29 protein-coding genes and 2 pseudogenes are annotated in these 24,937 nt (G+C 66.3%); 11 read left to right on the top strand and 20 right to left on the bottom strand.

Features of this window, described 5'->3' with window-relative positions; translation table 11 throughout:
• Positions 1–51 precede the first annotated feature (51 nt).
• Positions 52–438, bottom strand: coding sequence for a (deoxy)nucleoside triphosphate pyrophosphohydrolase (locus ACX9NE_RS03450; RefSeq protein ID WP_459359794.1), 387 nt, complete (start codon positions 436–438; stop codon positions 52–54).
• Positions 439–464: 26 nt separating this feature from the next.
• Here ACX9NE_RS03450 and ACX9NE_RS03445 point away from each other — a divergent pair, with 26 nt between their 5' ends.
• On the top strand, positions 465–761 hold the full coding sequence (locus ACX9NE_RS03445) for a 4a-hydroxytetrahydrobiopterin dehydratase (protein ID WP_459359795.1): 297 nt from the start codon (positions 465–467) through the stop codon (positions 759–761).
• Here the strand turns inward: ACX9NE_RS03445 and ACX9NE_RS03440 are convergent.
• Complete coding sequence (locus ACX9NE_RS03440; RefSeq protein WP_459360055.1) at positions 758–2,101, bottom strand: mannosyltransferase; 1,344 nt, start codon at positions 2,099–2,101, stop codon at positions 758–760. The two genes, ACX9NE_RS03445 and ACX9NE_RS03440, sit on opposite strands and share 4 nt — an antisense overlap.
• A gap of 83 nt (positions 2,102–2,184) precedes the next feature.
• Here ACX9NE_RS03440 and ACX9NE_RS03435 point away from each other — a divergent pair, with 83 nt between their 5' ends.
• Positions 2,185–2,976 carry a hypothetical protein gene (locus ACX9NE_RS03435; protein ID WP_459359796.1) on the top strand — a complete coding sequence of 264 codons (792 nt, stop codon included), beginning with the start codon at positions 2,185–2,187 and terminating at the stop codon, positions 2,974–2,976.
• Positions 2,977–3,028: 52 nt separating this feature from the next.
• A complete protein-coding gene (locus ACX9NE_RS03430; protein WP_459359797.1) occupies positions 3,029–4,093 on the top strand; it encodes an Rv1157c family protein in 1,065 nt (354 codons plus the stop codon).
• A gap of 34 nt (positions 4,094–4,127) precedes the next feature.
• Here the strand turns inward: ACX9NE_RS03430 and ACX9NE_RS03425 are convergent, their stop codons facing one another.
• From ACX9NE_RS03425 to ACX9NE_RS03410, 4 genes are all read right to left on the bottom strand, one after another.
• Positions 4,128–4,274 (bottom strand): hypothetical protein, encoded by a 147-nt coding sequence (locus tag ACX9NE_RS03425; RefSeq protein ID WP_003875447.1) that lies wholly within the window; start codon positions 4,272–4,274, stop codon positions 4,128–4,130.
• On the bottom strand, positions 4,271–4,864 hold the full coding sequence (locus tag ACX9NE_RS03420) for an HhH-GPD-type base excision DNA repair protein (RefSeq protein ID WP_459359798.1): 594 nt from the start codon (positions 4,862–4,864) through the stop codon (positions 4,271–4,273). Before ACX9NE_RS03420 ends, ACX9NE_RS03425 begins: the two co-directional genes overlap by 4 nt.
• Before the next feature lie 90 nt (positions 4,865–4,954).
• Complete coding sequence (locus ACX9NE_RS03415; RefSeq protein WP_459359799.1) at positions 4,955–5,146, bottom strand: DUF5302 domain-containing protein; 192 nt, start codon at positions 5,144–5,146, stop codon at positions 4,955–4,957.
• Positions 5,147–5,178: 32 nt separating this feature from the next.
• Entirely contained in the window at positions 5,179–5,622 is a 444-nt protein-coding gene (locus tag ACX9NE_RS03410) for a PPOX class F420-dependent oxidoreductase (RefSeq protein WP_459359800.1), read from the bottom strand.
• 88 nt (positions 5,623–5,710) lie between these two features.
• Here ACX9NE_RS03410 and ACX9NE_RS03405 point away from each other — a divergent pair, with 88 nt between their 5' ends.
• Both ACX9NE_RS03405 and ACX9NE_RS03400 read left to right on the top strand, forming a co-directional pair.
• A complete protein-coding gene (locus ACX9NE_RS03405) occupies positions 5,711–6,226 on the top strand; it encodes a DUF1697 domain-containing protein (RefSeq protein WP_459359801.1) in 516 nt (171 codons plus the stop codon).
• On the top strand, positions 6,223–7,056 hold the full coding sequence (locus ACX9NE_RS03400) for a class I SAM-dependent methyltransferase (RefSeq protein ID WP_459359802.1): 834 nt from the start codon (positions 6,223–6,225) through the stop codon (positions 7,054–7,056). The genes ACX9NE_RS03405 and ACX9NE_RS03400 overlap by 4 nt, the downstream gene beginning before the upstream one ends.
• On the opposite strand, the gene ACX9NE_RS03395 is transcribed toward ACX9NE_RS03400, so the two are convergent.
• Complete coding sequence (locus ACX9NE_RS03395) at positions 7,053–7,418, bottom strand: GntR family transcriptional regulator (RefSeq protein ID WP_459359803.1); 366 nt, start codon at positions 7,416–7,418, stop codon at positions 7,053–7,055. The genes ACX9NE_RS03400 and ACX9NE_RS03395 overlap by 4 nt on opposite strands.
• Before the next feature lie 37 nt (positions 7,419–7,455).
• On the opposite strand from ACX9NE_RS03395, the gene ACX9NE_RS03390 reads away from it, so the two are divergent.
• Positions 7,456–8,178, top strand: coding sequence for an NAD-dependent deacylase (locus tag ACX9NE_RS03390; protein WP_459359804.1), 723 nt, complete (start codon positions 7,456–7,458; stop codon positions 8,176–8,178).
• A 24-nt stretch (positions 8,179–8,202) separates the two neighbouring features.
• On the opposite strand, the gene ACX9NE_RS03385 is transcribed toward ACX9NE_RS03390, so the two are convergent.
• The 4 genes from ACX9NE_RS03385 to ACX9NE_RS03370 form a co-directional block, all read right to left on the bottom strand.
• Complete coding sequence (locus ACX9NE_RS03385; RefSeq protein ID WP_459359805.1) at positions 8,203–9,711, bottom strand: PPE family protein; 1,509 nt, start codon at positions 9,709–9,711, stop codon at positions 8,203–8,205.
• A 385-nt stretch (positions 9,712–10,096) separates the two neighbouring features.
• A complete protein-coding gene (locus ACX9NE_RS03380) occupies positions 10,097–10,726 on the bottom strand; it encodes a class I SAM-dependent methyltransferase (RefSeq protein WP_459359806.1) in 630 nt (209 codons plus the stop codon).
• Positions 10,723–11,430, bottom strand: coding sequence for a TetR/AcrR family transcriptional regulator (locus ACX9NE_RS03375; protein ID WP_459359807.1), 708 nt, complete (start codon positions 11,428–11,430; stop codon positions 10,723–10,725). The genes ACX9NE_RS03380 and ACX9NE_RS03375 overlap by 4 nt, the downstream gene beginning before the upstream one ends.
• The gene (locus tag ACX9NE_RS03370; RefSeq protein ID WP_459359808.1) at positions 11,423–13,786 is read right to left on the bottom strand and encodes an MMPL family transporter; all 2,364 of its coding nucleotides are present in this window, start codon (positions 13,784–13,786) and stop codon (positions 11,423–11,425) included. The genes ACX9NE_RS03375 and ACX9NE_RS03370 overlap by 8 nt, the downstream gene beginning before the upstream one ends.
• Before the next feature lie 257 nt (positions 13,787–14,043).
• Here ACX9NE_RS03370 and ACX9NE_RS03365 point away from each other — a divergent pair, with 257 nt between their 5' ends.
• A complete protein-coding gene (locus ACX9NE_RS03365) occupies positions 14,044–14,175 on the top strand; it encodes a hypothetical protein (protein ID WP_459359809.1) in 132 nt (43 codons plus the stop codon).
• Positions 14,176–14,477: 302 nt separating this feature from the next.
• On the opposite strand, the pseudogene ACX9NE_RS03360 reads toward ACX9NE_RS03365, so the two are convergent.
• From ACX9NE_RS03360 to ACX9NE_RS03350, 3 genes and pseudogenes are all read right to left on the bottom strand, one after another.
• Positions 14,478–14,613 (bottom strand): annotated as a pseudogene (locus tag ACX9NE_RS03360) (3-hydroxyacyl-CoA dehydrogenase); the annotation flags it as partial.
• Positions 14,614–14,623: 10 nt separating this feature from the next.
• Positions 14,624–14,735, bottom strand: a pseudogene (locus tag ACX9NE_RS03355) (3-hydroxyacyl-CoA dehydrogenase); the annotation flags it as partial.
• Positions 14,736–14,784: 49 nt separating this feature from the next.
• Entirely contained in the window at positions 14,785–15,861 is a 1,077-nt protein-coding gene (locus ACX9NE_RS03350) for a CaiB/BaiF CoA transferase family protein (protein ID WP_459359810.1), read from the bottom strand.
• A gap of 117 nt (positions 15,862–15,978) precedes the next feature.
• Here ACX9NE_RS03350 and ACX9NE_RS03345 point away from each other — a divergent pair, with 117 nt between their 5' ends.
• Positions 15,979–16,791: an enoyl-CoA hydratase gene (locus ACX9NE_RS03345; RefSeq protein WP_459359811.1), complete on the top strand. Its 813-nt coding sequence runs from the start codon at positions 15,979–15,981 to the stop codon at positions 16,789–16,791.
• A 69-nt stretch (positions 16,792–16,860) separates the two neighbouring features.
• Positions 16,861–18,228, top strand: a complete 1,368-nt coding sequence (locus ACX9NE_RS03340; protein WP_459359812.1) for a DUF2867 domain-containing protein — start codon at positions 16,861–16,863, stop codon at positions 18,226–18,228.
• Here the strand turns inward: ACX9NE_RS03340 and ACX9NE_RS03335 are convergent, their stop codons facing one another.
• The 4 genes from ACX9NE_RS03335 to ACX9NE_RS03320 form a co-directional block, all read right to left on the bottom strand.
• The gene (locus ACX9NE_RS03335) at positions 18,229–18,954 is read right to left on the bottom strand and encodes a CPBP family intramembrane glutamic endopeptidase (RefSeq protein ID WP_459359813.1); all 726 of its coding nucleotides are present in this window, start codon (positions 18,952–18,954) and stop codon (positions 18,229–18,231) included. It lies immediately after the preceding gene.
• A complete protein-coding gene (locus ACX9NE_RS03330; RefSeq protein WP_459359814.1) occupies positions 18,951–20,099 on the bottom strand; it encodes an NAD(P)H-binding protein in 1,149 nt (382 codons plus the stop codon). The genes ACX9NE_RS03335 and ACX9NE_RS03330 overlap by 4 nt, the downstream gene beginning before the upstream one ends.
• Positions 20,100–20,459: 360 nt before the next feature.
• Positions 20,460–20,795 (bottom strand): PGRS repeat-containing protein, encoded by a 336-nt coding sequence (locus ACX9NE_RS03325; RefSeq protein WP_459359815.1) that lies wholly within the window; start codon positions 20,793–20,795, stop codon positions 20,460–20,462.
• Positions 20,744–20,965, bottom strand: a complete 222-nt coding sequence (locus tag ACX9NE_RS03320; protein WP_459359816.1) for a PE domain-containing protein — start codon at positions 20,963–20,965, stop codon at positions 20,744–20,746. Before ACX9NE_RS03320 ends, ACX9NE_RS03325 begins: the two co-directional genes overlap by 52 nt.
• Before the next feature lie 423 nt (positions 20,966–21,388).
• On the opposite strand from ACX9NE_RS03320, the gene ACX9NE_RS03315 reads away from it, so the two are divergent.
• Both ACX9NE_RS03315 and ACX9NE_RS03310 read left to right on the top strand, forming a co-directional pair.
• The gene (locus ACX9NE_RS03315; RefSeq protein WP_459360056.1) at positions 21,389–21,889 is read left to right on the top strand and encodes an isoprenylcysteine carboxyl methyltransferase family protein; all 501 of its coding nucleotides are present in this window, start codon (positions 21,389–21,391) and stop codon (positions 21,887–21,889) included.
• On the top strand, positions 21,886–22,902 hold the full coding sequence (locus tag ACX9NE_RS03310) for an NAD(P)/FAD-dependent oxidoreductase (RefSeq protein WP_459359817.1): 1,017 nt from the start codon (positions 21,886–21,888) through the stop codon (positions 22,900–22,902). Before ACX9NE_RS03315 ends, ACX9NE_RS03310 begins: the two co-directional genes overlap by 4 nt.
• Positions 22,903–22,983: 81 nt before the next feature.
• On the opposite strand, the gene ACX9NE_RS03305 is transcribed toward ACX9NE_RS03310, so the two are convergent.
• Positions 22,984–23,775 carry a crotonase/enoyl-CoA hydratase family protein gene (locus tag ACX9NE_RS03305; protein WP_459359818.1) on the bottom strand — a complete coding sequence of 264 codons (792 nt, stop codon included), beginning with the start codon at positions 23,773–23,775 and terminating at the stop codon, positions 22,984–22,986.
• On the bottom strand, positions 23,772–24,920 hold the full coding sequence (locus ACX9NE_RS03300) for a thiolase family protein (RefSeq protein WP_459359819.1): 1,149 nt from the start codon (positions 24,918–24,920) through the stop codon (positions 23,772–23,774). Before ACX9NE_RS03300 ends, ACX9NE_RS03305 begins: the two co-directional genes overlap by 4 nt.
• Positions 24,921–24,937 lie beyond the last annotated feature (17 nt).

Genomic DNA, 24,937 nt, shown 5'->3' with positions numbered 1-24,937 from the left:
TCGGCCGGGTGGCTGTTGCGACCGTCATGGCGGCCCGACGGTCGGGCGCCGTCAGCCCAACGCCCGAGTCAGGTCGGCCAGCCAGGCGCGATCGGCCGGCACCCAGTCGACCTCGGCGAGCTCGCCGGCGCTGACCCAGCGCAGCGCCTGATGGTCGCGCGGGTGTGGCTCGCCTTCTGACAAACCGACGCAATAAGCCCGCAGCAGCGTCGTCTCACTGAGCACCACGTCATCACCGAGCCGGTCACCGACGGTCACATCGACTCCCAACTCCTCGGCCAGCTCACGGGCCAGGGCCCCGAGCTCGGTTTCTCCGTGGCCCACCTTGCCACCGGGCAACTCCCAACGGCCTGCCAGTTCTGGGGGGCGGAGACGTTGCGCCAACAGGACCGTGCCGTTCCGGATGATGGCGCCGGCGACGACGATCTGGGTCGGCATGCCCAGTGACGGTATACCGTCGAATCATGGCTGTTCTCACCGATGAGCAAGTAGACGCTGCCCTGGCCGACCTGGATGGGTGGGAGCGCGCCGACGGCGCGTTGCGCCGCTCCGTCAAATTCCCGGCTTTCTTGGCCGGCATCGACGCCGTCCGCCGGGTCGGCGAACACGCCGAGGCCAAAGATCATCACCCGGATATCGACATCCGTTGGCGGACAGTGACTTTCGTGTTGGTCACGCATTCCGAGGGTGGAATCACCGGCAAGGACCTCGATATGGCCCGCGACATCAACGGCATCCTCGGCCAGGCGTCGCCGGCCTAACCGGTCGAAGCGGCGTTACCCAGCGTGGCTCGCCGCGCCGATCGTGTCGTGGCGATCCATCCCAGCGTCGCCAGCGTCGCCACCACATAGACCGATCCGGCCCAGGCCAGATACCACGGCCGGCTGATCACCCAGATGGTCGGCTGCTCGAAGCTGAGCAACCACGGCACCCCCACCACGGTGAGCGCCAGCCAGCCCCAACCGAGGACCTTCGCTGCGAGCCGCTCGCGCAGCGGTCCGTGAATCAGCCAGATCATCAGCGGCACCAACCATACCCAGTGGTGCGTCCACGAAATCGGCGAGAGCAGCAGGCCGAACAGTTCGACCACGAGCAGCCTGCCCAGCACGTCGGAGTCGTCCAGCGCCCGCCATGCCAGCACGGCGACCACGGCCGTGATCGCGATCGCGACCAGAACCAGCGGCCCGTAGCCGGCGTCGTACCCGAGAATGCGCGAGATCGCGCCGCGCCAGGACTGGTTGAACGACGTCGCGATGGGACCGACCCGCCGCGCGTCGCCGAGCAGGTCCGTGAAGTAGTAACGCGCCTGGTCGCCGACCACGAACAGGGACACCCCGATGGTGAGCAGGAACACCGCCAGCGAGAACAGGGCCGCCGACCACCGGCGCGCACCGAGCAGATAGACGCCGGCGACCGCCGGGGTCAACTTGACGCCCGCCGACACCCCCACCAGCGTTCCGGACAGCCACCACTTCGTCGTGTAGACAGCCCAGAGCACCGCCAGCACCAGGAACACGTTGATCTGCCCGTAATCGAAGTTGCTGCGCAGCGGCTCGATCCAGATGGTGACCGCGGTCCACACCATGGCTGCGGACCGGTTGGCAGAGTCGCCGATCAGCCGTTGGCTGACGCGCACCACTGCATACAGCGCCGCCACGATTGCGACGTGCCACAGCAACGCCAGCAGCCCGAACGGCACGAAGTGCACCGGGTAGAGGACCACTGCGGCAAACGGCGGATAGGTGAACGGCAGCGGGAAATCGGGGGTCTGGTCAGCGTAGACGTAGCTGTACAGAGTTCCGGGATGGTCCAGCGCAGCGGCGCCCCCGACATAAACATGCAGGTCGACGAAGTTCGCTCCGTTGCGCGCCAGGTAGGTCCAAGCGAAGCGCGCACCGATGCTGAGGATCAACAGCGGCAGCGCCGATGTCTGCAGCAAGTTGCGGCGACGCCGGTAGGTTCCTGGCGCTTGGGCGGCCGAAGTCGTGTCTATCGGCCCGACTTTACCGACCCGGTCGCGCGCCGAGCCCTTGTATAACGGCGCGAACACGATTCCCAGGTGGCCGGTCACCGCCGCCACTCGTCTCGGTAACGATCGCATAAATGCCACACGTGTCACTTGAGTCACTTCTGTACCAAGCTAGCTTCGGCTCTGGGACCAGTCATCGACAACCAGGGAGAGTCATGCCAACCATCTGGACTTTCGTCCGAGCCGCCGCCGTTCTGGTCGGCTCGTCCGCCGCCTTACTGACCGGCGGCATCGCTCACGCCGACCCCGCACCCGCGCCGGCACAGCCGAACATTCCGCAGCAGCTGATCGCCTCCGCAGCTAACGCCCCGCAAATCCTGCAGAACCTGGCAACGGCCCTCGGTGCCACGCCGCCGGCGCCGCAAGGTGTGCTTCACGCACCGGACCCGGCGCCTGCGGCTCCGGGTGGGTTGAACCTGCCTTCCGTGATACCGGGGGCGACCGCTCCGGCGCCGGCGACCGCCCCGGCCGCCACACCGGCCATCCCCGGTGTAAACGCTCCGCTGCCCGGACTCACCGCTCCCGCCGCCCCGGCCGCACCCGCCCCGGCGTCGGTCCCGTCGATTCCCGGCGTGAACGCTCCCCTGCCCGGGCTCACCGCCCCCGCAGCTCCGGCCGCACCCGCCCCGGCATCGGTGCCGTCGATTCCCGGCGTGAACGCTCCCCTGCCGGGCCTCACCGCCCCCGCAGCTCCGGCCGCACCCGCCCCGGCGTCGCTTCCCATCCCCGGGGTGAACACGCCGATCCCGGGCGTTACTGCTCCGGTGGCGCCCGCGGCGCCTGCGACGCCGGCATCGTCGTTGCCCGGATTGGCGACGGCGATTCCAGGGCTTGCCCAAGCTGCTCTGCCGGCCTTGACCGCAGGGATTCCGGGCCTCTCGGGTGTCGGTGCTCCCGGCGCGTCGGCGCCGAGCGGGCCGCAGACGTTGCTCGCTGCGTTGCCCTGAGTCCCGTAGTCAACGACGGCTGACCTACCACCAACAACCCGGGAGAAATACCGTGGCAAGCACTTGGAGTCTGTCCAAAGGTCTGGCCGCAGTCGTCGTCACATCGGCTGCCGCGCTCATGCTCAGCCCGAGCGCGGCAGCCGAACCCACGACACCGCCGGCCAACCCCGCTCAACAGCTACCGGGGCTGCCGGCGTTGACCGAGTTGAGTCCGATAATTCAGCAGGCGGCGGGCAATCCGGCGCAGGCGACCCAACTTCTGATGGCTGCCGCCCAGGCATTCACACATAATCCGACGGCACCGAGCGAGGCCAAGAACGTGGCCTCATCGGTCCATGAATTCGTCGCCGACCCCGCCGGCACACCACATCTGAGCAGTCAGGTGCCGGCGGTACCGCATGTGCCACCACCCGGAGTGGAACCCGGGACGCTCCCGCACCTGCCGACCGGGATCGACCCCGCCCACGCGGCCGGACCCGCGCCGGATGCGATGCCCTCGGTCGTCAGTCCCCGGCCGGTCGCTCCCCCGCCTCCCGGGCCGGAACCGGCGCCGCGGGCAGTACCCGCGCCGGCGGCCGCACCTGCACCCGCGCCGGCGGCCGCACCTGCGGCATCACCGGCTCCGGCCGCACAACCGGCCCCGGCGCCGGCTCCGGCACCGGCGCCTGCTGCGGCTCCGGCCGCCGCGGCTCCCGGGTTCGGTCCCGATGCGCCGCCCGCCCAGGACTTCATGTACCCCTCGATCGGGACAAACTGCCTCGGGGATGGCACGAACGCCCTGGCCACCGCCTTGTCGGTAGCCGGACCGGCCACCATTCCGACGCCGGGACCCGGAGCGGGCCAGACCGCTTACGTGTTCACGGCGATCGGCACACCGGGACCCGCGGACGTGCAGCGCCTGCCGCTGAACGTCACCTGGATCAACCTGACCACCGGCAAGTCGGGCAGCGCCACCCTCAAACCGCGCACCGACATCAACGGGGCAGGCCCGACCACGCTGACCGCGATCGTCGACACCGGCTCGGGCAGCATCATGTCGACGATCTTCGGGCAGGTCACCACCAAAGATCGTCAGTGCCAGTTCATGCCCACCATCGGCTCGACGGTAGTGCCGTAGCGACCGCCGCGGTGCGGCGAGAGCGCGGCTGAGGCTAATACGCCATGAACAAGATCGCGTCGCGGTCGTACTCGAGACCCGGGTGAACGCTGGCGAGGTGGGCCTGAGTCAGTTCAACCAGCTCATCCTCGTCCTTGCCGACAATGGCTTCGCCGCACGGACACGTGATGTGTGTCTTCACGTTGCCGCCTTTCCTTTGGGTTTCCCGGAAGCCGATGCCTTCATCTGCTTCTTGTATGACCGCACTTGGCCCAGTGATTCCGCATCGACGATATCTGCCACAGACAGATAAGTGCCCGCCTTGCCGAATTCACCCGCCGCGGCACGCCAGCCGGTCGGCGTGACACCGTACTGCTTGCCCAGCAGCGCAAGGAAGATCTGGGCTTTCTGCTCACCGAATCCGGGCAAACCCTTGAGCCGCTTGAGCAGTTCCTTGCCATCGGGTTCACCGGCCGTCCACAGCGCCGCGGCGTCGCCGCCGTAGCGGTCCACGACGATCTGCGCGAGGGTCTGGATGCGCTTGGCCATCGACCCCGGAAAGCGATGAATGGCAGGCTTTTCCGAGCAGAGGGCGGCGAACTTGTCCGGGTCGTAATCGGCGATCTCGGCGGCATCGAGGCCGCCCATGCGTTCGGCGATCTTCTTCGGGCCGGCGAACGCCGTCTCCATCGGCACCTGCTGATCGAGGAGCATCCCGATCAGCAAGGCGAACGGGTTCGAGTCCAGCAGCGCGTCAGCGTCCGGGTCTTGAACAAGCTGCAACTTCGGCACCCAGATAGTCTAGAACGGCACCGTCACCCCGCTGGCGCAGCGTCCACTCAATACCGAGTCTGCTTCGGCGACAATGCTTTCGGGGACCGGCTAGCCGCTCTTGCGGCGGAACTCCCGACGGTTTCCGACCGCGCCGTGTGCGCGCGACTGCTTGCCGCCGCCGTCTCGATGCTCGGATCCACCGGACGACTTCGCCTGCTTGCGTTCGAGCGCTTCGCGGAACTTGCGCTTGTTTTCGTCCTCGGGCGGATCAGACGATTCCGGGGCGTTCGATTCGGCCATACCCGCAGCCTAACGGGTACGGGTCGAAATGGTCACCGCCTGCCGGGCGGCATGCCGTACACGTGCGAGATCGGCATAGTCAGCAGCACCCGCCGATCGGTGACCATGGCCTCGCGATATTCGTCCCAATCCGGATGTTCACCAGCGATGTTGCGGTACAAGGCAATCAGGGCCTCGACGGTATCGTCGTCGGGCGCGGCGGCCGGCGGGGTCAGTTCGGCCACGCCTTCCGCGACCGCGTACGACCAGCCGTCGTCGGCGTCGACCAACAGTGATGCGCGCGGATCCCGGCGCAGGTTGCGGGTCTTGGCCCGCGGCTCAGTGATCGACACCTGTAGCGCCAGACTGCGAGCGTCGAAGTGATATTGCACGTTCGACAGCTGGGGTCGCCCATCGCGTTTGATGGTGGCCAGCACCCCGATCGAGTTGCAACTGATCACGGCCAACAGTTTGTCGTCGAAGACTTGGCGTCCCATGCCGAAAGCCTACGTTGCCCGGGAAGGGGGCCCGGCCCACAACGCCACCAGTCTTCTCGGCTCCCGTGGCGCCTGGTGAAATAAATCGATGACCAAGTACGCAGCATTCCTGCGCGGCGTCAATGTCGGAGGCGTCAACCTAAAGATGTCCGAGGTGGCCGACGCGCTGACCTGCGCGGGATTTCAGAATGTGCGCACCATCCTGGCCAACGGCAACGTGCTGCTGGAATCCTCGGCCGGGGTCGCGACGGTGCGCAAGAAAGCCGAAACCGCCTTACGGGACCGGTTCGGCTACGACGCCTGGGTGCTGGCCTATGACCTGGACACCGTTCGTGCCATCGAGAAGGCGTACCCCTTCGAGCGCGAGGTCGACGGCTACCAGTCCTACGTCACGTTCGTCTCCGACGCCGACATTCTCGACGAGTTGGCACAGCTGGCCCCTGGGCCCGAGGAGAAGATCGAACGAGGCAAGGGGGTCATCTACTGGCAGGTGCCCAAGGGCAGCACACTGGACAGCACCATCGGCAAGACCATGGGAAAAAGGCGTTACAAGTCGTCGACCACGTCGCGCAATCTGCGCACCCTGGCGAAGGTACTGACGTGAGTGCCCAGCGGCCCGCCACCCACAAGGTCGCACTCACCGGCGTCTCGGAAACCGCATTGCTGACGCTCAATGCCCGAGCCACCGAGGCGCGCCGGGGCGCCGGGGCGCTCATCGACGACCCGATGGCCGTGGTGCTGGTCGACTCCATCGATTTCGACTTCGCCAAGTTCGGGCCCACCCGGCAGGACATCGCGATCCGGGCACGAGCCTTCGACGACGCCGCGATGTCGTACCTGAAAACTCACCCGTCAGCCACCGTGGTGGCGCTGGCCGAAGGCCTGCAAACCAGCTTCTGGCGGCTGGAGGCTGCTCTGCCCGGCAGCCAATTTCGTTGGCTCACAGTGGATTTGCCGCCCATCATCGAGATCCGCAGCCGGCTGCTGCCGTCGTCGCCGCGGATCTCGGTGCTGGCTCAATCGGCGTTGGACTACCGCTGGATGGACTCCGTCGATTCCTCCCACGGGGTGTTCATCACCGCCGAGGGGCTGCTGATGTATCTACAACCCGAGCAATCGCTGGGGCTCATCGCCGAATGCGCGAAGCGGTTCCCCGGCGGTCAGATGCTCTTCGACCTACCACCGCGCTGGTTCAGCCTGTTCAGCCGGTTGGGCATCCGCACGTCGTTGCGCTACAAGGTGCCGCCGATGCCGTTCAGTCTGTCGGTGTCCGAAGCCGCCGAGCTCGCCCAGACGGTGCCCGGCGTCCGAGCTGTCCGCGACATTCGGCTGCCGAAGGGCCGCGGCCTGATCTTCAACACGGCGCTGTCCGCGGTGTACCGCGTCCCGCTGCTCGATCCGCTGCGCCCGAACGTGACGCTGCTGGAACTCTAGTCGTCCGGCACGTTCGTGAGATAGCGCATCGCGTCGGACTTGGTCAGCCCGAGTGCTCGGGCGACTTCGACGTATTCCTTGGCCGCTGCCGCCATCGCGGCATCCGTCGGATCGAAGCGGGAGATGAAAGTGCCGAAGCGTCCACGCGTTTCGACGATCGCCGCGGATTCGAGTTCGCGGTAGGCGCGGGCTACCGTGTTGGCGGCCACGCCCAGTTGGCCCGCCAGGTCGCGCACCGTCGGCAGTCGGGTGCCCGGGGGCAGAGAACCGGCCCGCACCCCGTCGATCACTCCGGTTCTGAGCTGGTCGAACAATGGCTTGCCCGCCTTCACGTCGACCTTCAACAAATCGCGCAACTCCACACATCCAGTATTGCCCACCCACGGCTATCTTTGTGGGATGCGAGTGACGGTGCTGAGCGGCGCGGGAATCTCCGCGGAGAGCGGGGTACCGACGTTCCGCGACGACAAAAACGGATTGTGGGCCCAATTCGACCCATACGAGCTCTCCAGTGTCCAGGGGTGGGAACGCAACCCCGAGCGTGTCTGGGGCTGGTACCTGTGGCGCCACTATCTGGTGTCCGACGTCCAGCCCAACGAGGGACACCGGGCGATCGCGCGGTGGCAGCAGCACCCGGATGTCACCGCGGTCGCCGTCGTCACGCAGAATGTCGATGATCTGCACGAACGGGCGGGCAGCGCGCCGGTGCACCATCTGCATGGCAGCCTCTTCGAATTCCGTTGTGCGCGATGCAATAAGCGGTATACCGACCCACTGCCGGTGATGACCGAAGCGGCTATCGAAGTGCAGCCGCCGGTGTGTCACTGTGGAGGTTTGATCCGGCCAGACATCGTCTGGTTCGGCGAGTCGCTGCCTCAGGCACCATGGCAGAGCGCGCTCGAGGCCACCGAGAATGCCGACGTCGTGGTCGTGGTCGGCACCTCGTCGATCGTCTATCCGGCAGCCGGGCTGCCGGAGTTGGCACTTGCCCGCGGGAAAGCGGTGATCGAAGTCAACCCGGAGGCCACGCCGCTGTCGCAACACGCCACGCTCTGCGTGCGCGAGTCGGCGAGCACGGCGTTGCCCGGACTGCTCGAGCGGTTGCCCGCGCTGTTCAACTGAGTGCGCGGAACCGCTTCGGGTGCGCTATCGGGTGACGTGCAGGGGGCCGATACCGATCAGATTATTGCCAACCAGCCCGATGCCCAGGTTGTTGTTGCCGAAGTTGAAATAGCCCTGGTTGAAGTTGCCCTGGTTACCCGCGCCCAACAACTGCAGGAACGGTATCGGCAAACCTTGGTTATTGGCCCCGGTGTTGAAGAACCCGACATTGTTCAACCCGTTGTTGCCGATTCCCAACGCACCGAACTGGGTGAGCGGGTCGGTCGGCGTGAAGTTCGGGCTCACGTTGCCGATCCCGATATTCACCGAGCCGTTGTTGAAGAACCCGAGGTTGTCCAACCCCTTATTTCCGATCCCGATCCCGCCGAAGAGACTGATCGGATCGGTCGGGGCGAAGTTCGGACTCACATTGGAGATCCCGAAGTTCAGGGTGCCGTTGTTGAAGAACCCGACATTGCCCTGACCCACATTGCCGTAACCGAAATTCGGCAACGGCGCGGCCGCCGCCACAGGCAGCACACTGTCGCTGAAGTGCAAAGGACCGATACCGACCAGATGGTTCCCGACCAACCCGATGCCCAGGTTGTGGTTGCCGAAGTTGAAATAACCCTGGTTGAAGTTGCCCTGGTTACCCGCACCCAGCAGCTGCAGGAAGCCCAGCGGGAAACCGGTGTTACCGATCCCGTTGTTGGCGATGCCGTTATTGCCGGTACCGGAGTTGAACAGCCCGAAGTTGTTCAACCCGTTGTTGCCGATTCCCAACGCACCGAACTGGGTGATCGGGTTGGTCGGGGTGAAGTTCGGGCTCACGTTGCCGATCCCGATATTCACCGAACCCTTGTTGAAGAACCCGACATTCTCCAACCCGTTATTGCCGATCCCGATCCCGCCGAAAAGACTGATCGGATCGGTCGGGGCGAAGTTCGGACTCACATTGGAGATCCCGAAGTTCAAGGTGCCGTTGTTGAAGAACCCGACATTGCCCTGACCCACATTGCCGTAACCGAAATTCGGCAACGGCGCGGCCGCCGCGGAGAGCAGTTGCGCAGCCGCCGCTGAAGCCTCTGCGTGATATCCGACCATCGCTGCGACGTCCTGCGCCCACATTTCCTCATAGAGGCTCTCCACAGCGGCGATCGCCGGCGCGTTCTGTCCGAACAGGTTCGACAGCACCAGAGACACCAGGCCCGAACGGTTGGCGGCGACCGCCGCGGGATGCACCGTGGCCGCCAGGGCCCCCTCAAACGCGCTTGCGACCGCCTGCGCCTGCGCGGAAGCTCCCGAGGCCTGGGTCGCTGCGGCGCTCAGATAGCTCGCGTACGGCGTGGCGGCAGCGAGCATGCGTTGCGAGGCAGGGCCCTGCCACGCCTGGGCAGCCAGGGCCGAGGTCAGCGACGAAAATGACTCCGCTGCCGACTCGAGTTCGGCGGACAAGCTGCTCCATGCCGCCCCAGCCTGCAACATGGGCGCTGGCCCCGCGCCGGTGAACATCCGCATCGAGTTGACCTCGGGGGGCAAGCGCCAAAAGTTCATCTACCTCTGCCTTTCTCACGACCATCGGCAAGTCTGCGACGGCACTGTCGCTTGCGATGCGCGAATCTATCCGATGACGGCATCCGCCATGTGCGTTTTGGTGATGAATCATTCGATTGATTACGACCCGGGCCGCCTTACCCGCTCTCCTGCGACCAATTGAGGTTCTGCGACGTGGAAATTGACGAGCACGTCATGACTGACCCGGGGCGATCGCTGATCCAAGCAGATGAATTTATCTCTCGGACAAGCGGATTCCGATCGATCTTGTTCGAACTGCTGTGACCCAGTCACCCGCAGCAGTCGTCGCCTTCCTGAAATGAATTGCTGGACAGGTAGATTGCGACAGGCAGGCGTTGCGCATCGACTACCGTCGGACACCGGGCTAGGGCCGGCGTGCCCTGCCCAGCGCCAGTTCCGACACCGGCAACGGCGCCCAGGCCGGCAACGTCCACTCCCGCCGTGAGATGTGCACTTCGAATCCGGCGTCGACGATTGTGCGCTCGGTATCGCGATGCGTGTGGCAGTTGCCGAAGAGTCTGGGCCAGAAGGTGGCGTCGACGAACCTTTGGTATCGGCCCCGAACGCCGGCGCTGGCGATGTGCTCCATATACCGCAATTCCCCGCCCGGCCGCAGCAGCGAGTGCAACCGTCGCAGCACCTCCTCCGGGTCGTGTACCGAGCACAGCACCAACGAACACACCACCGCGTCAAAGGGCTCCCCGTCGCTGATCTCCTCGGCCATCTCGTTTTTCACCACCACGGGAATGGGCGCGTCGGCGGCGGCCTGCCTGGCCTTGTCCACCAACCTCGGTTCAGGCTCTACGGCCACCACGTGCGTAACGGCGTCAGGGTAGTAGGCGAAGTTCGTACCGCTCCCAGCACCGATTTCCAGCACTCGACCCGAAAGTCCGGCCAGATTCTCTCGACGCAGCGTACGCACTGACTCGGCCTCATGGGCGGCGAAGACGGGCCACACCCGGGCGAAGAATGGGTTCTCAACACGCGGCGTCATATGTCAGCCTCCTGCGAAGGGCTTTGCTTCATCACCCATTTCACCAGCCGCTGGGATGTCGCGCCCGCGCCGGCGATGCCTGCCATCATGTGACCGCACAGCACGGCGCCCAACACGCGTTCGGCAAACTCGTCGACATCACCGAACGGTAGATGCGGCTTAGCAATCAGAATGGCCGCCACGCCGTGCGCGGCGGTCCACAGCTCAAGAGCGATCATGGTCGGATCGTCGTCTCGGTAGACACCTTCGTCCATCAGTGTTCGCACCGAGGTGCGCATGTGTTTGAACGCCGAATTATCCAGTGCTATATCGACATTGCTTCCGGGGCGCCATTCGCCCATGGTGGCGAGCCGGTACAGCTCCGGGGTCTGCAGGGCGAATCGCACGTAAGCGATGCCCTGGGCCATCAGCGCATCGACGGTGCCGGCGCGCCCGGCGGTGGCCCGCTCCATTAACTCGTCGAGTCGAGCGAAGTAGCGCGCGCACACCGCGTCCAGCAACGCGTCCTTGTCCTGAAAGTGCAGATAGATGGACGGCGAGGTGACCCCGACGCGCTGCGCCACCGATCGAATCGACACCGCCCGGGAATGCCCGGTTTCAAGCAACAATTCCGTTGCCGCATCTAGTATTTCGTGGCGCAGCCGGTCACCCGATCCGCGCGGCGCACGCTGGCGGCGGAGTCCGCGGACGGACACGTCAACCATGGCGCGTCACAGACGCATGGACGTCCCGTCCATTGCGCTGGGTCGGCATCTTTGCGGTGTCGGCCTCGCTCGGGAGGCGGGGACCGGCGGCCACGGCCGGCTTCTCCAACACGCCGCCCTCGCTGATGCCGAACCGCTCGTGTACCCACACCAGCGGTTTGGGAGCCCACCAATTCCACCGGCCCATGACATGCATGAAAGCCGGCACCAGCACCATGCGAACCAGGGTGGCGTCGGCGATCACAGCCAAGGTCAAACCTAGGCCGAACATCCGCATGAACGACACGTGCGCGGCGATCAGCGCCGCGAAGGACATCGACATCACCAGCGCGGCCGCTGTGATCACCCGGCCGGTACGAGCGACCCCGAGGGCCACGCTTTCGTCGTTGGCGGCGTGCGCCTGCCTAGAAGTCGGTTTGGCGGGCCGGGCCGCCCCTGATGCCAACCAGTACTCGCGGATGCGAGACACCAGAAACACCTCGTAGTCCATCGACAATCCGAACGCGATACAGAACAGCAGCACCGGCATGTTCGCTACTAAAGTCCCGCTCGGGGTGGTGCCGAGCGCGCCCAGATTGCCGTCCTGGAAGATCCACACCAGCGCGCCGAACGCCGCGCTCAACGACAACATGTTCAGCATCAGAGCCTTCAACGGCAAGACCACGCTGCCGGTCAACAGGAACAGCAGGATGAAGGTGACCGCGGCCATCAGTCCCAGCACCAGGGGCAGCCGGTCGGTCACCGCGTCGACGCTGTCCCGGTTGACCTGCGCGACACCCGCCATCTCCACCGAACGGCCGGCGGGTCCCACCACCTGATGCAGCCGCCTGAGCTGGTTATCAGAAGCCTGCGAGAACAGCGGCGCAGTGCTGCTGACGGTGAGCAGAGCGCTGCCGTCATGCATTCCGGTGGGCCCGACGGGCGGGCCGGACAGCGTTCCGCCGACGAACGTCCCGCTCGGCGCGGACACCGCTGACACATCGGGCGCCAGAGACAACCCGGCCGCGTATTGGTTGAGGTCCTCAGGTGTCAGGCCTCGGGCGTCGGGTATCACGACGGGCACAGCAGTGGCCGAATCACGCGCGAAATTGTTGCGCAGCTGGTCGCCCACTTGGTGCGCCGTGGCCGAGGTCGGCAACACCCGGTCGTCCGGGAACCCCCACTTCACGGAGAAGAAGGGCAGCCCGAGGAGCATCAGCAAGGCGACGACGGCAGAACCGATCGGCAGCCAGTGACGCATCACGAACTTGCTCGAGCGGTACCAGAACAGCTCTTCGACGGGCTTGTGCACAGGTTGCGGGCGGCGCATCGCCCGGCGCGCCAGGCGTCGCATATCGAAGGCATCGATCCGCGGACCCATCAGGACGATGGCAGCCGGGGTCACCACGATGGAGGCGGTCGCTACGAAGGCGACCGTTGCGACACCCGCATAGGCGAACGACTTGAGGAAGTACATCGGGAAGGCCACCGTGGCGGCCATGGACAACGCCACGGTGACGGCTGAGAACAGCACGGTGCGGCCGGAGGTCGCCATGGTGCGGATCAGTGCCTCGTCACGCTCAGCGCCTTCGGCCAATTCGTCGCGATAGCGGCTGATGATCAGCAGTGTGTAGTCGATCGCCAATGCCAGACCCAGCGCGGTGCTGAGGTTCAGCGCGAAGATCGACACTTCCGTGGTTAAGGTGACCAACCTCAGCACCGACATCGAACCGACCACCGCCAGCGCCCCGAGTGCCATCGGCAGCGCCGCCGTGAGCAGGCCGCCGAACACCCAAACCAATACCAGGAAGCTGAACGGAATCGCGATCATCTCCATGACGAGCAGGTCGGCCTGGTTCTGCTTATTGATCTGGGCGTATTCCATGGCCGAGCCGCCCGCCTGGACGGTGACGCCGTCGCGGTCGTGCACAAACTGGTCGGAGAGAGTCAGCGCGTTTTTCTGCGCGTCGTCCTCTCCGCCTTTGAGATTGACGACGATAAGTCCCGACTTGCCGTCCTTGCTGATCAGGTCGGCGGCGGCCTGCGGCGGCGTGGTCCAGGGTGACGCGGCGTTGTATACCAACGGCGATTTCTCGAGTTGATCGACGAGGCCGACGCCCACGGTGCGGGCCTGATCACTGTTCACTCCGCCCGGCGCGGTGACCAGGACCAGCATTTGCTGACCGCTCTGGCCGAACTTGTCGGTCAGGATCGCGATAGCGCGGGCCGACTCCGATTGTGGGTCCTGGAAACCCCCCGGCGACAGGCTGTTGGCGACGGGAACGCCGAAGATCGCGGCGGCGATGAATACCAGAACGGCTATTCCGATGATTCGTCGCGGAGCCGCGATGGCCAGTCGAGCGATCCCCTGCAACATGTTGTGTCCCTCCGGCAGCCGGCGGGCGCCCTCCCGAGCCGGCCGCACACATATCCGCGCTAACTTAGCAACGCTAACTTACAAGTGTCAAACAACACCCCGACTCTGACACGACCGCAGGTCGCGGATGGTTCAAGCAGTTCGAGAATGGTTACCCCGGCCCGCTACGGCGACACCCTACCCACCGGTAAGAATTGCCATCATTTTCCGAACCGTGACTCACCGATTCCTTAAGGGCGGCTCCTACGCTCAGTCTCATGTGGATCGACGACTCGAGTGCCGACGTCATCAAAGCTGACTTCGAAGCTCTCTACCACGGCGACGTGCTGGTGGAAGGTGAGACCTCGGAGCAGTTCGAAGACTGGCAACCCCTGCCGACAGCGAGCTGAGGTAAAACCCATGGGCGTAATTGCACGATTACTGATGGCCGAACCCACCGTCTCCCGATGGTTTCGTCGATAGCCACCTAGTGGTTCCGATGTGAGCCCCCCGCATTTGCGGGGGGCTTCTTCGGTTTTCGGGGCAGGTTGGTAGCCCCGGTCCGCGGCTCTAGTCACCCGGCCTGCAAATCTGGAGAGAAAGTGCGAGTAAGGACCTGCCAAAGTTCAGGCTCGGCCACACGACCCAACCGATGAGCTCGCTCGGCTCGCTGGCGAGTCTCAGCGCGGCGCCATCCGGGATCGCCCGGTTGCACTGCCAGTGCGCCGTACCCGTCGGGGTCGCCCAACCGGGCCGGGTGCGGGACCTGCTTGCCCAGCGATTTCTGCGCTTCCCGGGAAGCGAACCGAGCAAAAGGTTTTGAACAGTGCCGGCGCGATGGTCACCACGGGCGAATGAGCCCCGGAGATCCTTTTCATGACTCGCGCGCCCGGCGTCGAGCGGCCGCTCGATAATGGCCAGTCCCAACCCTGAGGCCGCCCCCGGTGACGACTGCGACGGCGTCCCTGATCTCCGCGCCGGTATCCCTTACGTCGTCGCAACCAACCAATTGGTTGGGGTTATACCCAGTCCGCCAGTACCGCTTCGATGTCCCCGACCGCTTCCGCCGGCTGCGGCGTATCCGCCGGGGTGCGGGAGAACCGCGGAGCGGGCATCGGTTGCAGATTGCCGTTGACCTCGTAGAACGTGTTCCGCTCGGTGATGTGCGGTTCGGTGTGCGCCTCGCCGAACGCAAGCACCGGCGTCACGCACGCGTCGGAGTCGGCAAACACCTTGGCCCAGTGGTCGCGGTCGCGGCTGCCGAAAGCCTCGACCAGACGAGCCCGTAGTTCGGGCCAGCGCTGGACGTCGTTCTGCGGCGGCAGAGTCGCCGCGTCCAACCCCAAGCCCTGAATCATCGCGGCGTAGAACTGCGGTTCAATGGCGCCGACGGCGACATAGCGCCCGTCGGCGCATTCATAGGTGTCGTAGTAGGGCGCGCCGCCGTCGAGCATGTTGGTGCCCCGCGCGTCGGTCCACATGCCCGAGGCCCGCATCTGCCACATCATCTGCACCAGAACGCTGGAACCGTCGACCATCGCGGCGTCGACCACCTGGCCCTTGCCTGAGGTCTGCCGCTCCCAGAGCGCCGAGAGGATGCCGAGCAGCAGGAACATCGAGCCGCCACCGAAGTCGCCGACCAGGTTCAGCGGCGGTACCGGCCGCTCGCCCGCCCGGCCGATCGAGTGCAGGATGCCGTTAAGCGAGATGTAGTTGATGTCGTGTCCGGCCTGCTGACTGCGCGGGCCCGTCTGGCCCCAGCCGGTCATCCGCCCGTAGACCAACCGTTCGTTGACCTTCGCGCAGTCTTCGGGACCCAGCCCCAGCCGCTCGGTGACGCCCGGGCGGTAGCCCTCGATGAGCACGTCAGCCTTCGCGATCAGCTTGAGCACCAGATCACGGCCCTCCGCGGACTTCAGATCGGCGGTGACGATGCGCCGGTTGCGGCTCATCGCGTCCGTGACCGGACCGCGGGGACCCGGACGGTCCACACGAACCACATCAGCGCCCAGGTCGCCCAGGATCATGGCGGCGTGCGGGCCTGGCCCGATGCCCGCCAGTTCGACAACTCGTAAACCACTCAGCGGTCCCGCCACGGGTGCACCGACCTTTCGTCCGCTCTGACGCCCTAACAACCGGTTGATTGCATCTTCGCAGCAGCCTCAACCGGCCGCGCAGGCCGGGTCCACACCCGGTCACTTACTGTGAATCCCATGTCCGAATCTGGAATTACCGCTCTCACTCCCGTCGCCGGGCTCGACGTCGAGCTCACCGCCGGTGTGCTGTCGGTGACGATCAACCGGCCCGACAGCCTCAACTCTCTGACTCTGCCGGTCATCACCGGACTCGCCGACACGATGGAGGCTGCAGCCTCCGACCCGGAGATCCGCGTGGTGCGACTCGGCGGCGCCGGACGCGGCTTCAGCTCTGGGGCCGGCATCAGCGCCGACGACATGGCGAGCGGCGGCGGAGTCCCGCCGGACCGGATCATCCTTGAGATCAACCGGCTGGTCCGGGCCGTCACCACACTGCCGCGCCCTGTGGTTGCCGTCGTACAGGGGCCGGCGGCCGGCGTCGGTGTGTCCATCGCCCTGGCTTGCGATGTCGTATTGGCTTGTGACGAAGCATTTTTCATGCTGGCATTCACCAAAATCGGCTTGATGCCCGATGGCGGCGCATCGGCTCTGGTCGCCGCGGCGGTCGGCCGGATCAGGGCGATGCGGATGGCATTGCTGCCGGAGCGGCTCACGGCCACCGAGGCCCTGTCGTGGGGTCTGGTGAGTGCGGTCTACCCCGCCGACGACTTCGAAGACGAAGTGGACAAGGTACTTTCGCGCTTGCTGACCGGCCCCGCGGTGGCGTTCGCCAAGACCAAGGCCGCGATCAACGCGGCCACGCTGACCGAACTCGGCCCCACCCTGGAACGGGAATTCGAGGGGCAACGCGGCCTACTGCAGGCCCCCGACTTCAAAGAGGGCACGAGGGCATTCCAGGAACGACGCTCCCCCAGTTTCACTGACTCTTGAATTGCAGGATTATCAAACCGCACTTGCGTCTACTCCGAATAATTGGTGCACGTGAACGAATGGAGTCCTGTGGCGGCTGAACGAATCCATTGCTTGGTGACCGGAGCTACCGGTTACATCGGCGCGCGTCTGGTGCCGCGCCTGTTGGACGAAGGACACCGCGTGCGGGCGCTCGCACGCAACCCCGGCAAGTTGGACGGAGTGCCGTGGCGCCCGAATGTCGAAGTGGCACGCGGGGACCTGGGCGACGTCGAGTCTTTGCGGAACGCCTTCGACGGCATCGATGTCGTCTACTACCTGGTGCACTCCATGGGCGGCGGGTCAAAAGACTTTGCCGCCGAGGAAGAACGCGCGGCACGCAACGTCGTGAACGCCGCCCGCGAGGCCGGGGTGCGCCGGATCGTGTACCTGAGTGGCCTGCATCCCGAGGACAAAGAGCTTTCCCCGCACCTGCGGTCGCGCAAGGCGGTCGGCGATCATCTGATCGAATCCGGGATCGAGACCGTGGTGCTGCAGGCAGGCGTGGTCGTCGGCGCCGGCAGTGCGTCGTTCGAGATGATCCGGCACCTGACCGACCGCCTGCCGGTCATGACCACCCCGAAATGGGTGCACAACAAGATCCAGCCGATCGCCGTGCGCGACGTGCTGTACTACCTCGTGGCGGCGGCGACGGCACCGGTGCCGTGCTCGCGGACGTGGGACATCGGCGGCCCCGATGTCTTGGAATACGGCGACATGATGCGGATCTACGCCGCGGTAGCGCGCTTGCACAAGCGCTACCTGATAGTGCTGCCTTTCCTGACACCGACGATTGCCAGCCTGTGGGTGGGCACCGTAACGCCGATCCCGCCCGGGTTGGCGCGCCCGCTGATCGAATCGCTGGAGTGCGACGCGGTGATGCACAACTCCGACATCGATTCGATCATCGAGCGGCCTCCGGGCGGATTGACCGGGTACCGTCGCGCAGTCGCCGTGGCACTCACGCGCGCGTTCGCAGGCTTGCCCGATCCGACCTGGGACTCACTGCAGGAGCCGGCCGAGCTGTTGCCGAGTGACCCGGACTGGGCCGGCGAGATCATCTTCGACGACGCGCAGACCGCCGTGACCTCCGCCGCTCCCGGCGACCTGTGGAAGGCGGCGGAGAACGCCGCCAACAGCGGCCGCTGGTACTCGTTCCCGTTGGGGCCACGGCGGCGCACTTCGGCCACCCGATGGAGCGTCACGGCCAGCGAACCGGGCGAGAAGCTGCGACTGCGGGCGGAAGTCCGCGCCCCGGGCCAAGCGTGGCTGGAGGTCACCACCGCGCCGGGCCAGTACACCCAACGGGCGATCTTCTACCCCCGCGGCATCCCGGGCCGGTTGTACTGGTTCGTGTTCCGGCCGCTGCACACCGCGGGGCTTCGAAAGCTGGCGCGCGAGGTTGTCGCCGGCCACTAGCTACGAGACGCCGAACATCGACGGCAATGCCAGCACCATGATCAGGCCCCACACGAAATGGGTCAGCATCGGAGCCAGCACGCCGCCGGTGGCGCGCCGGGTCAGCGCGTTCACGGTACCCAGGATCACTCCGGCGAATCCCAGCATCGGGTTGCCGCTGGCCATGGTCGCAGCGACATACAAGACGGTCGAGATGACCACCGGATGGTGCCGTCCGAGTGCGGTGTAGAGGGCACCGCGGAAAAACACCTCCTCGGTGACCCCGTTTACCACCGTGATCAGCACGATGAGCAGGAACGATCCCTGGTGTGCGTATTGCAGCACGCGGGTGATCCAGGAGTCGATCGGTTGAATCTCGCGAACGATCAAGCCGCCGACCAGGAAGATGGCGCCGAGTAGCAGACCGATCGTTGTGCCGGTGATGACGGGGCGTTGATTGCGTCCCCGCCAGCAGATCCCACCCAGATGCAGAGGGCCGGACGCAAGCGCACCCAGCAACCAGACGGCGGCCAGCGCGAGGGTCAGCCAGTAGAAGCTGGCCTCACCGGGGCGGGTCCGTAGCGAGATACCCAGTATCGCGGCGCCGAGCACCAGCGTGACCGACACGACGATGCGCCGGCGCAACACCACCCTGGGCGGTTCATGATGCGGCACCGCGACGTTGCTGAGCGCGCGGCGAATCTCTTGAATCGCGCTCGTGCGGTTGGGAGTTGCGGTCTGGGTCATGCCGTGCGAATCCTCGGTGTCAGCGTGAGCAGGATGTCCAAGCTGGTACGCAGCGCACCGGCAAGGGGGCCGGGGACGATGTTAACCAGCCGCAGGGTGGGCCGCACGATGGGCGGGGTGACGGTCCGGGCCAGGCGCCGAATGCGCAGCGCGTCACCGCCGGCCCACGTCGGATCGGTGTCGGCGAGGTGGTGGGGGTCGGCAAGCGCGCTGACCGGCCGCGGTGGATGGTCTGTGTGGCCGGACAGGGCCAGCGAGATCGCCTCGTCAATGCCCATCAGCCCGCCGAGCGGGGCGGGCACCTTGTTCTGCAAGCCGCAGCCGGAGGCCCGCATCGGATGGTCGAGCGACTCCACCAGGTCTCCGGCCAGCCCCTTGGGAACCGGTAGCGCGATCGCGGCGAACAGCGACGCCATCGAGGTGTCGATACCGGGCACTCGGCATGCGGCGTGCCACCGGCCGGAGATCTGCGCGTATCGCTTGAGGAGGTCCCTATACGACGTGGTCTCGGGTCCACTGATGTCGTAGGCGCCGGCGGGAACCTGGCCAGGGTCGGCCGCAGCCACCAGGTAGTGCAGGACATCGCGGATGGAGATCGGGTCGAGGGGGTTGTGCATCCAGCTCGGCATCGGCATGAACGGGAACCGGTCGCCGACGTAACGCAAGATCTCGAACGACGTCGACCCCGCTCCGATGATCAGCGCCGCGCCCAGCCACACCAGCTCCGGACCGTTTTCGACCACCAAAGACTCGGCCACCTCGGCCCGGCTGGTCAGGTGTTCGGACAGCGCTTCATCGTCGGGTACGAACCCGCCCAGGTAGACGATGCGGCGCACGCCGGCGTCGCGTGCCGCGTTCGCGACGTTGGCAGCCGCGGCGTTGTCGGCTTCGCGGAAGTTGGCCTGGCCGATCCCGTGCACGAGGTAGTACACCACATCGATGGGACCCGCGGATGCGAAGGCCGCACGCGCCGAGGCCGGGTCCGCCGCGTCCAGCTTGACTGGCGTCACCTCGTCCGACCAGCCAAAGCGCTTGAGGACGCCGGGGTTTCGGCTGGCTGCGACCACTGTATGGTCGTCCGCCAACAGCGCCGCGACCAGGCGTGAACCCACATAACCAGTGGCGCCCGTCACCAGAATCCGCATATTTCCAACCTAACTGTCGATGTTCGAAGTCCTGCGACCTCAGCTGCTGCCCGTTAGGTACCCCAACCTCAATCATGGCAAATCTGCCTAGGTCAGGCGTGCATTGCAGGTGCCGTACATCAGTTCGTCGAGGGTCAGATCCGGGCGGTTGGTCCGCCGAGGTAGAGACCACAAGCGGTGTCGAGAGCGTCTTCGGGTGCGCCGGCGTTGGGGCCGGCCGGGACTGGGCGTTCTTGCTGGCGCGCTACACCGCAGTGGGCCCCCAATGCGCCGTGGTGCAGCCGCAGGGCGGCATGGTGTCGCCAGCGGGCCGGAATCGCCCTCGCAGGCCGCCCGGCCGCCAACGCGCACGGCCCCGCCTCAGCCGCGGCTCTTACCGCCGTGCCCACCCCCGCCCCCACCGCTGGCGCCGCCGCCACCCCACACCAACCCGCGCGCACCGCCGGCCCCACCGGTCCCACCGACACCGGCCACCGCCGCACCCCCAGACCCGCCGGCCCCACCGACACCCCACAACCCCGCCGACCCGCCGCCCCCGCCGGCCTGCCCCGCCGCCCCCGCCGCACCCGCGCCGCCGTTGCCGAACAACCAGCCCCCATCCCCACCCCGCCCACCCGGCGTCGTCGCGTCCGCCCCGTTGCCGATCAACGGCCGCGACAAAAACAGCTCGATCGGATTGGCGGCCGCACCCGCCACCGCGCGTTGAGCGCCTCAGCCGCCCCGTAGGAGCCCGCCGCCGCCTGCAACGACACCACCAATTGGGCATGAAACGCCGCCGCCTGCCCCGCCGCTGCCTCATATTGCACCCCGAACTCGCTGAACACCGCGGCCACCGCCGCCGACACCTCATCGGCAGCCGCGGCCACTACACCCTGGGTAGCCCCCGCCGCCGCCCCCGCCTCACCGACCGACCGCCATACCCACCCCCGACCACTGCCCCGCCGCACCCGCCACCCACTGCGGCACCACCAGCAGAGACGACATCACCCACCACCCTTCCGTCGCCCGACATGTGAGCGACATCATAGAATTGGTACGGCTGTCACCGGAACCGTTGAACACCACCGAACCCACGCCGGGCCACGCGTGCGTCAATCCCGGTCTGACGTCGTGCGGCTTTACGCGCGCCGGACAAAACATGCTTTGCCGGTGCACCCGGGCGCCCGGCGCGATTCGAACGAACGCGGCGGCGGTAACGTTAATGGGTCTGTGGGCAGACTCTGCGTGAGCAATCCGGCGTGCCGCACGAACGCCCCGGTTGTCTTGGAGGCGCCGCAAGTGGGGAAGCCATGTATTACCTGTTGATCCTGGCGGTCGTGCTGGAACGCCTCGCCGAGCTGGTAGTTTCGCGGCGCAACGCGAAGTGGTCTTTTACCCAGGGCGGCAAGGAGTTCGGCCGTCCCCACTATGTCGTCATGGTATTTCTGCACACCGCCCTGCTGGTGGGGTGTCTTATCGAACCATGGGCACTGCACCGACCGTTCATCCCGTGGCTGGGCTGGTCGATGGTGGTCGTCGTGGCGCTGTGCCAGGGCCTGCGCTGGTGGTGCATAACATCGTTGGGTAAGCGGTGGAACACACGGGTGATCGTGCTGCCGCACAGACCGCTGGTGAAGCGGGGGCCTTACCGATTCATGCATCACCCGAATTATGTTGCGGTGGTTGCCGAAGGCTTCGCCTTGCCGATGGTGCACACGGCTTGGTTGACCGCGGTGATCTTCACGCTGGCCAATGCCGTACTGCTGACCGTCCGGTTGCGGGTCGAGAACTCGGTGTTGGGCTACGCATGACGGACTTCGATGCTGACGTGCTGGTGGTCGGAGGCGGACCGGGCGGCCTGGCTACCGCGTTACAAGCACGCAGGCATGGGCTTTCGGTCATCGTGGCCGAGCCGCGGGAAGGCCCGATCGACAAGGCGTGCGGGGAAGGGCTGATGCCGGGCGGACTGTCGGAGCTGACGTCACTCGGCGTCGATCCGGCCGGTATGCCGTTCCGCGGAATCGCTTACGCCAGTGAGCATCGCCGGGCCGAGGCTCTTTTCAAAACCGGCCCGGGCCGCGGTGTACGGCGTACCACCTTGCACGCGGCATTGGAGGCGAGGGCCAAAGAGCAAGACACCGAATGGATTCGGACGAAGGTGACCTCTATCGAGCAGGATGCGCACGGCGTGTCGGCGGCGGGGCTCCGGACGAGATGGCTGGTGGGCGCCGACGGATTGCATTCCGCGGTGCGCCGCGCCGTCGGAATCGCGGCGACGCGCGGCACTCCGCGTCGCCACGGATTGCGCTGGCACTATCGGGTGCCGGCCTGGTCGGAGTTCGTCGAAGTGCATTGGTCGCGGTGGGGCGAGGCGTACGTGACACCGGTGGAACCGGATCTGGTGGGTGTGGCCATTCTGTCGCGACAGCGCCCCGAAATCAGCTGGTTTCCTTGGCTGGCAAGGCAATTGGATGGCGCCGAGCGCAGCCGGGCGCGCGGGTGTGGCCCGCTGCGGCAAGTGGTTTCCCGCCGCGTGGCCGGGCGGGTGCTGCTGGTCGGCGACGCGGCGGGCTACGAAGACGCGCTGACCGGTGAGGGCATCAGCCTGGCCGTCAAGCAGGCCGCCGTGGCCGTCGGCGCCCTGGTCAGCGACACGCCGCAGTCTTATGAGCGGGCGTGGCACCGAGTGACCCGCGATTACCGGTTACTCACCCGGGGGCTGGTGCTGGCCAGCACGCCGCGCGTAGCCCGGCGTGCCATTGTGCCGGCCTGCGCGGCGATACCGCCGTTGTTCCAGTGGGGCGTCAACGTGCTGGCCTCCTGACCAGCTGGGCGAGCAGACGCGAAATCGCACGATTTGGTATCAAATCGTGCGATTTCGCGTCTGCTCGCGGGGGTTCGGGGGCTAGCGCGCCTTCCAGACCGGTTCGCGCTTCTCGGCGAACGCCAGCGGTCCCTCGCGCGCATCCTCGGACCTGATCAACGACCGCATCTCCCGCATCGTGCGATCCCAGCCCACTTCCTCGGCGGTGATCACGCCCTCGTCGACGCCGTAGGCGATGCGCTTGCTGGCCTGTACCGACAGCGGCGCATTCACGGTCACCCGAGCGGCCAGGCCGAGAGCGGCGTCCAGCACCGACCCCTCTGCTACCACCTGATTGATCAGGCCCCACTCGCAGGCATCCGATGCGGTCAGCGGCTCACCGGTCAGCAGCAACTCCATCGCCACCTTGTGCGGCAGCTGATCCATGATCCGGAACACGCCACCGGCGGCGGCGATCAGTCCGCGCTTGACCTCCGGCAGGCCGAACTGGGCACGTTCGTGTGCGACCACCAGGTCACTGGCCAGCGCCAACTCGGTGCCGCCGCCGAGCGCGGTCCCGTTGACCGCCGCAATGGTGGGCTTGTCGATGAAGTGGTGCACGTAACCGGCGAATCCCCACTCCGGCCGATCCGGGTGGTAGATGTTCTCCCGCCGGGAGATCGCCTTGAGGTCAGCACCGGCGCAGAACGACTTGTCGCCCGCACCGGTGATCACGACCGCCCGCACCTCGGGATCCTGCTGCGCTTCCTCCAGCGCGTTTCCGACCCCGATGCTCACCGCGCCGTTGACCGCGTTGCGGGCCTCCGGCCGGTTGATGGTGATGACCATGACATTGCCGCGGCGCTCCACCAGGGCGCCGGGAACGTCCGTCACAACAGCTCCAGGATGGTCGCGTTGGCCTGTCCACCGCCCTCGCACATGGTCTGCAGCCCGTACTGAATTCCGTTGTCCCGCATGTGGTACAGCAGCGTGGTCATGATGCGGGCGCCGGAACCGCCGAGTGGGTGGCCGAGTGCGATCGCCCCGCCGTTGGGGTTGAGCTTCGTCTCGTCGGCGCCGATGTCCTTGAGCCAGGCCAGCGGAACCGGCGCGAACGCCTCGTTGACCTCGTAGGCGCCGATGTCACCGATGGACAGGCCGGACCGCTTGAGCACCTTCTGGGTCGCCGGGATGGGTGCGGTCAGCATGATGACCGGGTCGGCCCCGGCCAGCGTTGCGGTGTGCACCTTGGCGATCGGCTTCATGCCCAGTTCCTTGGCCTTTTCAGCCGACATGAATAGCAGCGCGGCCGAGCCGTCGGAGATCTGCGAGGAGTTGCCGGCGTGGATCACGCCGTCCTCTTTGAATGCCGGCTTCAGCGAGGCCATCTTCTCCATCGGGGTGCCGCGGCGGATGCCCTCGTCCTTCAAAAGGACGTTGCCGTCGGAGTCGTTGATGCCTACGATCTGGTCATCGAAGGCGCCGGAATCCTGTGCGGCAGCGGCCTTTTCGTGCGAGTCCAGGGAAAACTGGTCGAGGGTGAGGCGGGAGAGGCCCCATTGCTCGGCGATCATCTCCGCGCCGATGCCCTGATTGGGGATCTTGCCGTCGTAGCGGCTCAGGAAGCCTTCCGGGTACGGACGCCCGCCGTTGGCCAGCGATGCGCCCATCGGGGTCCGCGACATCGATTCCACACCACCGGCGACCACCACGTCATAGTGGCCTGCCACCACGCCGGCGGCGGCGAAGTGCACCGACTGCTGGCTCGACCCGCACTGGCGGTCGACGGTCACGCCGGGCACCGTTTCGGGCCAACCGGCGGTCAGCAGCGCGGTGCGGCCGATGTCGAGCGCCTGCTCGCCGGCTTGCATGACACAGCCCCAGATGACGTCGTCGACCAGCTCCGGGTCGATGCCGGCCTTGGTGACCAGACCGTTGAGGACCTGCGCAGACAACTCCGCCGGGTGCACCCCGGACAGTCCTCCGTTGCGCTTGCCGATCGGGGAACGCACTGCCTCGACGATGACGGCTTCAGCCATGAGATGTCTCCTTTGAC

It is taken from the genome of Mycobacterium sp. ML4 (assembly GCF_054515735.1).
Note: the sequence above shows the minus strand (reverse complement) of the source record. Positions and strands in the feature narration are given on the sequence as shown.

What these genes read in the sequence shown, in the direction of transcription:
- ACX9NE_RS03385 (WP_459359805.1), bottom strand. Translation starts at nt 9,711, where the DNA reads ATGAACTTTTGGCGCTTGCCCCCCGAGGTCAACTCGATGCGGATGTTC.
- ACX9NE_RS03300 (WP_459359819.1), bottom strand. Translation starts at nt 24,920, where the DNA reads ATGGCTGAAGCCGTCATCGTCGAGGCAGTGCGTTCCCCGATCGGCAAG.
- ACX9NE_RS03365 (WP_459359809.1), top strand. Translation starts at nt 14,044, where the DNA reads ATGTGGATCGACGACTCGAGTGCCGACGTCATCAAAGCTGACTTCGAA.
- ACX9NE_RS03345 (WP_459359811.1), top strand. Translation starts at nt 15,979, where the DNA reads ATGTCCGAATCTGGAATTACCGCTCTCACTCCCGTCGCCGGGCTCGAC.
- ACX9NE_RS03405 (WP_459359801.1), top strand. Translation starts at nt 5,711, where the DNA reads ATGACCAAGTACGCAGCATTCCTGCGCGGCGTCAATGTCGGAGGCGTC.
- ACX9NE_RS03380 (WP_459359806.1), bottom strand. Translation starts at nt 10,726, where the DNA reads ATGACGCCGCGTGTTGAGAACCCATTCTTCGCCCGGGTGTGGCCCGTC.
- ACX9NE_RS03315 (WP_459360056.1), top strand. Translation starts at nt 21,389, where the DNA reads ATGTATTACCTGTTGATCCTGGCGGTCGTGCTGGAACGCCTCGCCGAG.
- ACX9NE_RS03370 (WP_459359808.1), bottom strand. Translation starts at nt 13,786, where the DNA reads ATGTTGCAGGGGATCGCTCGACTGGCCATCGCGGCTCCGCGACGAATC.
- ACX9NE_RS03375 (WP_459359807.1), bottom strand. Translation starts at nt 11,430, where the DNA reads ATGGTTGACGTGTCCGTCCGCGGACTCCGCCGCCAGCGTGCGCCGCGC.
- ACX9NE_RS03450 (WP_459359794.1), bottom strand. Translation starts at nt 438, where the DNA reads ATGCCGACCCAGATCGTCGTCGCCGGCGCCATCATCCGGAACGGCACG.
- ACX9NE_RS03310 (WP_459359817.1), top strand. Translation starts at nt 21,886, where the DNA reads ATGACGGACTTCGATGCTGACGTGCTGGTGGTCGGAGGCGGACCGGGC.
- ACX9NE_RS03390 (WP_459359804.1), top strand. Translation starts at nt 7,456, where the DNA reads ATGCGAGTGACGGTGCTGAGCGGCGCGGGAATCTCCGCGGAGAGCGGG.
- ACX9NE_RS03440 (WP_459360055.1), bottom strand. Translation starts at nt 2,101, where the DNA reads ATGCGATCGTTACCGAGACGAGTGGCGGCGGTGACCGGCCACCTGGGA.
- ACX9NE_RS03330 (WP_459359814.1), bottom strand. Translation starts at nt 20,099, where the DNA reads ATGCGGATTCTGGTGACGGGCGCCACTGGTTATGTGGGTTCACGCCTG.
- ACX9NE_RS03435 (WP_459359796.1), top strand. Translation starts at nt 2,185, where the DNA reads ATGCCAACCATCTGGACTTTCGTCCGAGCCGCCGCCGTTCTGGTCGGC.
- ACX9NE_RS03415 (WP_459359799.1), bottom strand. Translation starts at nt 5,146, where the DNA reads ATGGCCGAATCGAACGCCCCGGAATCGTCTGATCCGCCCGAGGACGAA.
- ACX9NE_RS03410 (WP_459359800.1), bottom strand. Translation starts at nt 5,622, where the DNA reads ATGGGACGCCAAGTCTTCGACGACAAACTGTTGGCCGTGATCAGTTGC.
- ACX9NE_RS03445 (WP_459359795.1), top strand. Translation starts at nt 465, where the DNA reads ATGGCTGTTCTCACCGATGAGCAAGTAGACGCTGCCCTGGCCGACCTG.
- ACX9NE_RS03335 (WP_459359813.1), bottom strand. Translation starts at nt 18,954, where the DNA reads ATGACCCAGACCGCAACTCCCAACCGCACGAGCGCGATTCAAGAGATT.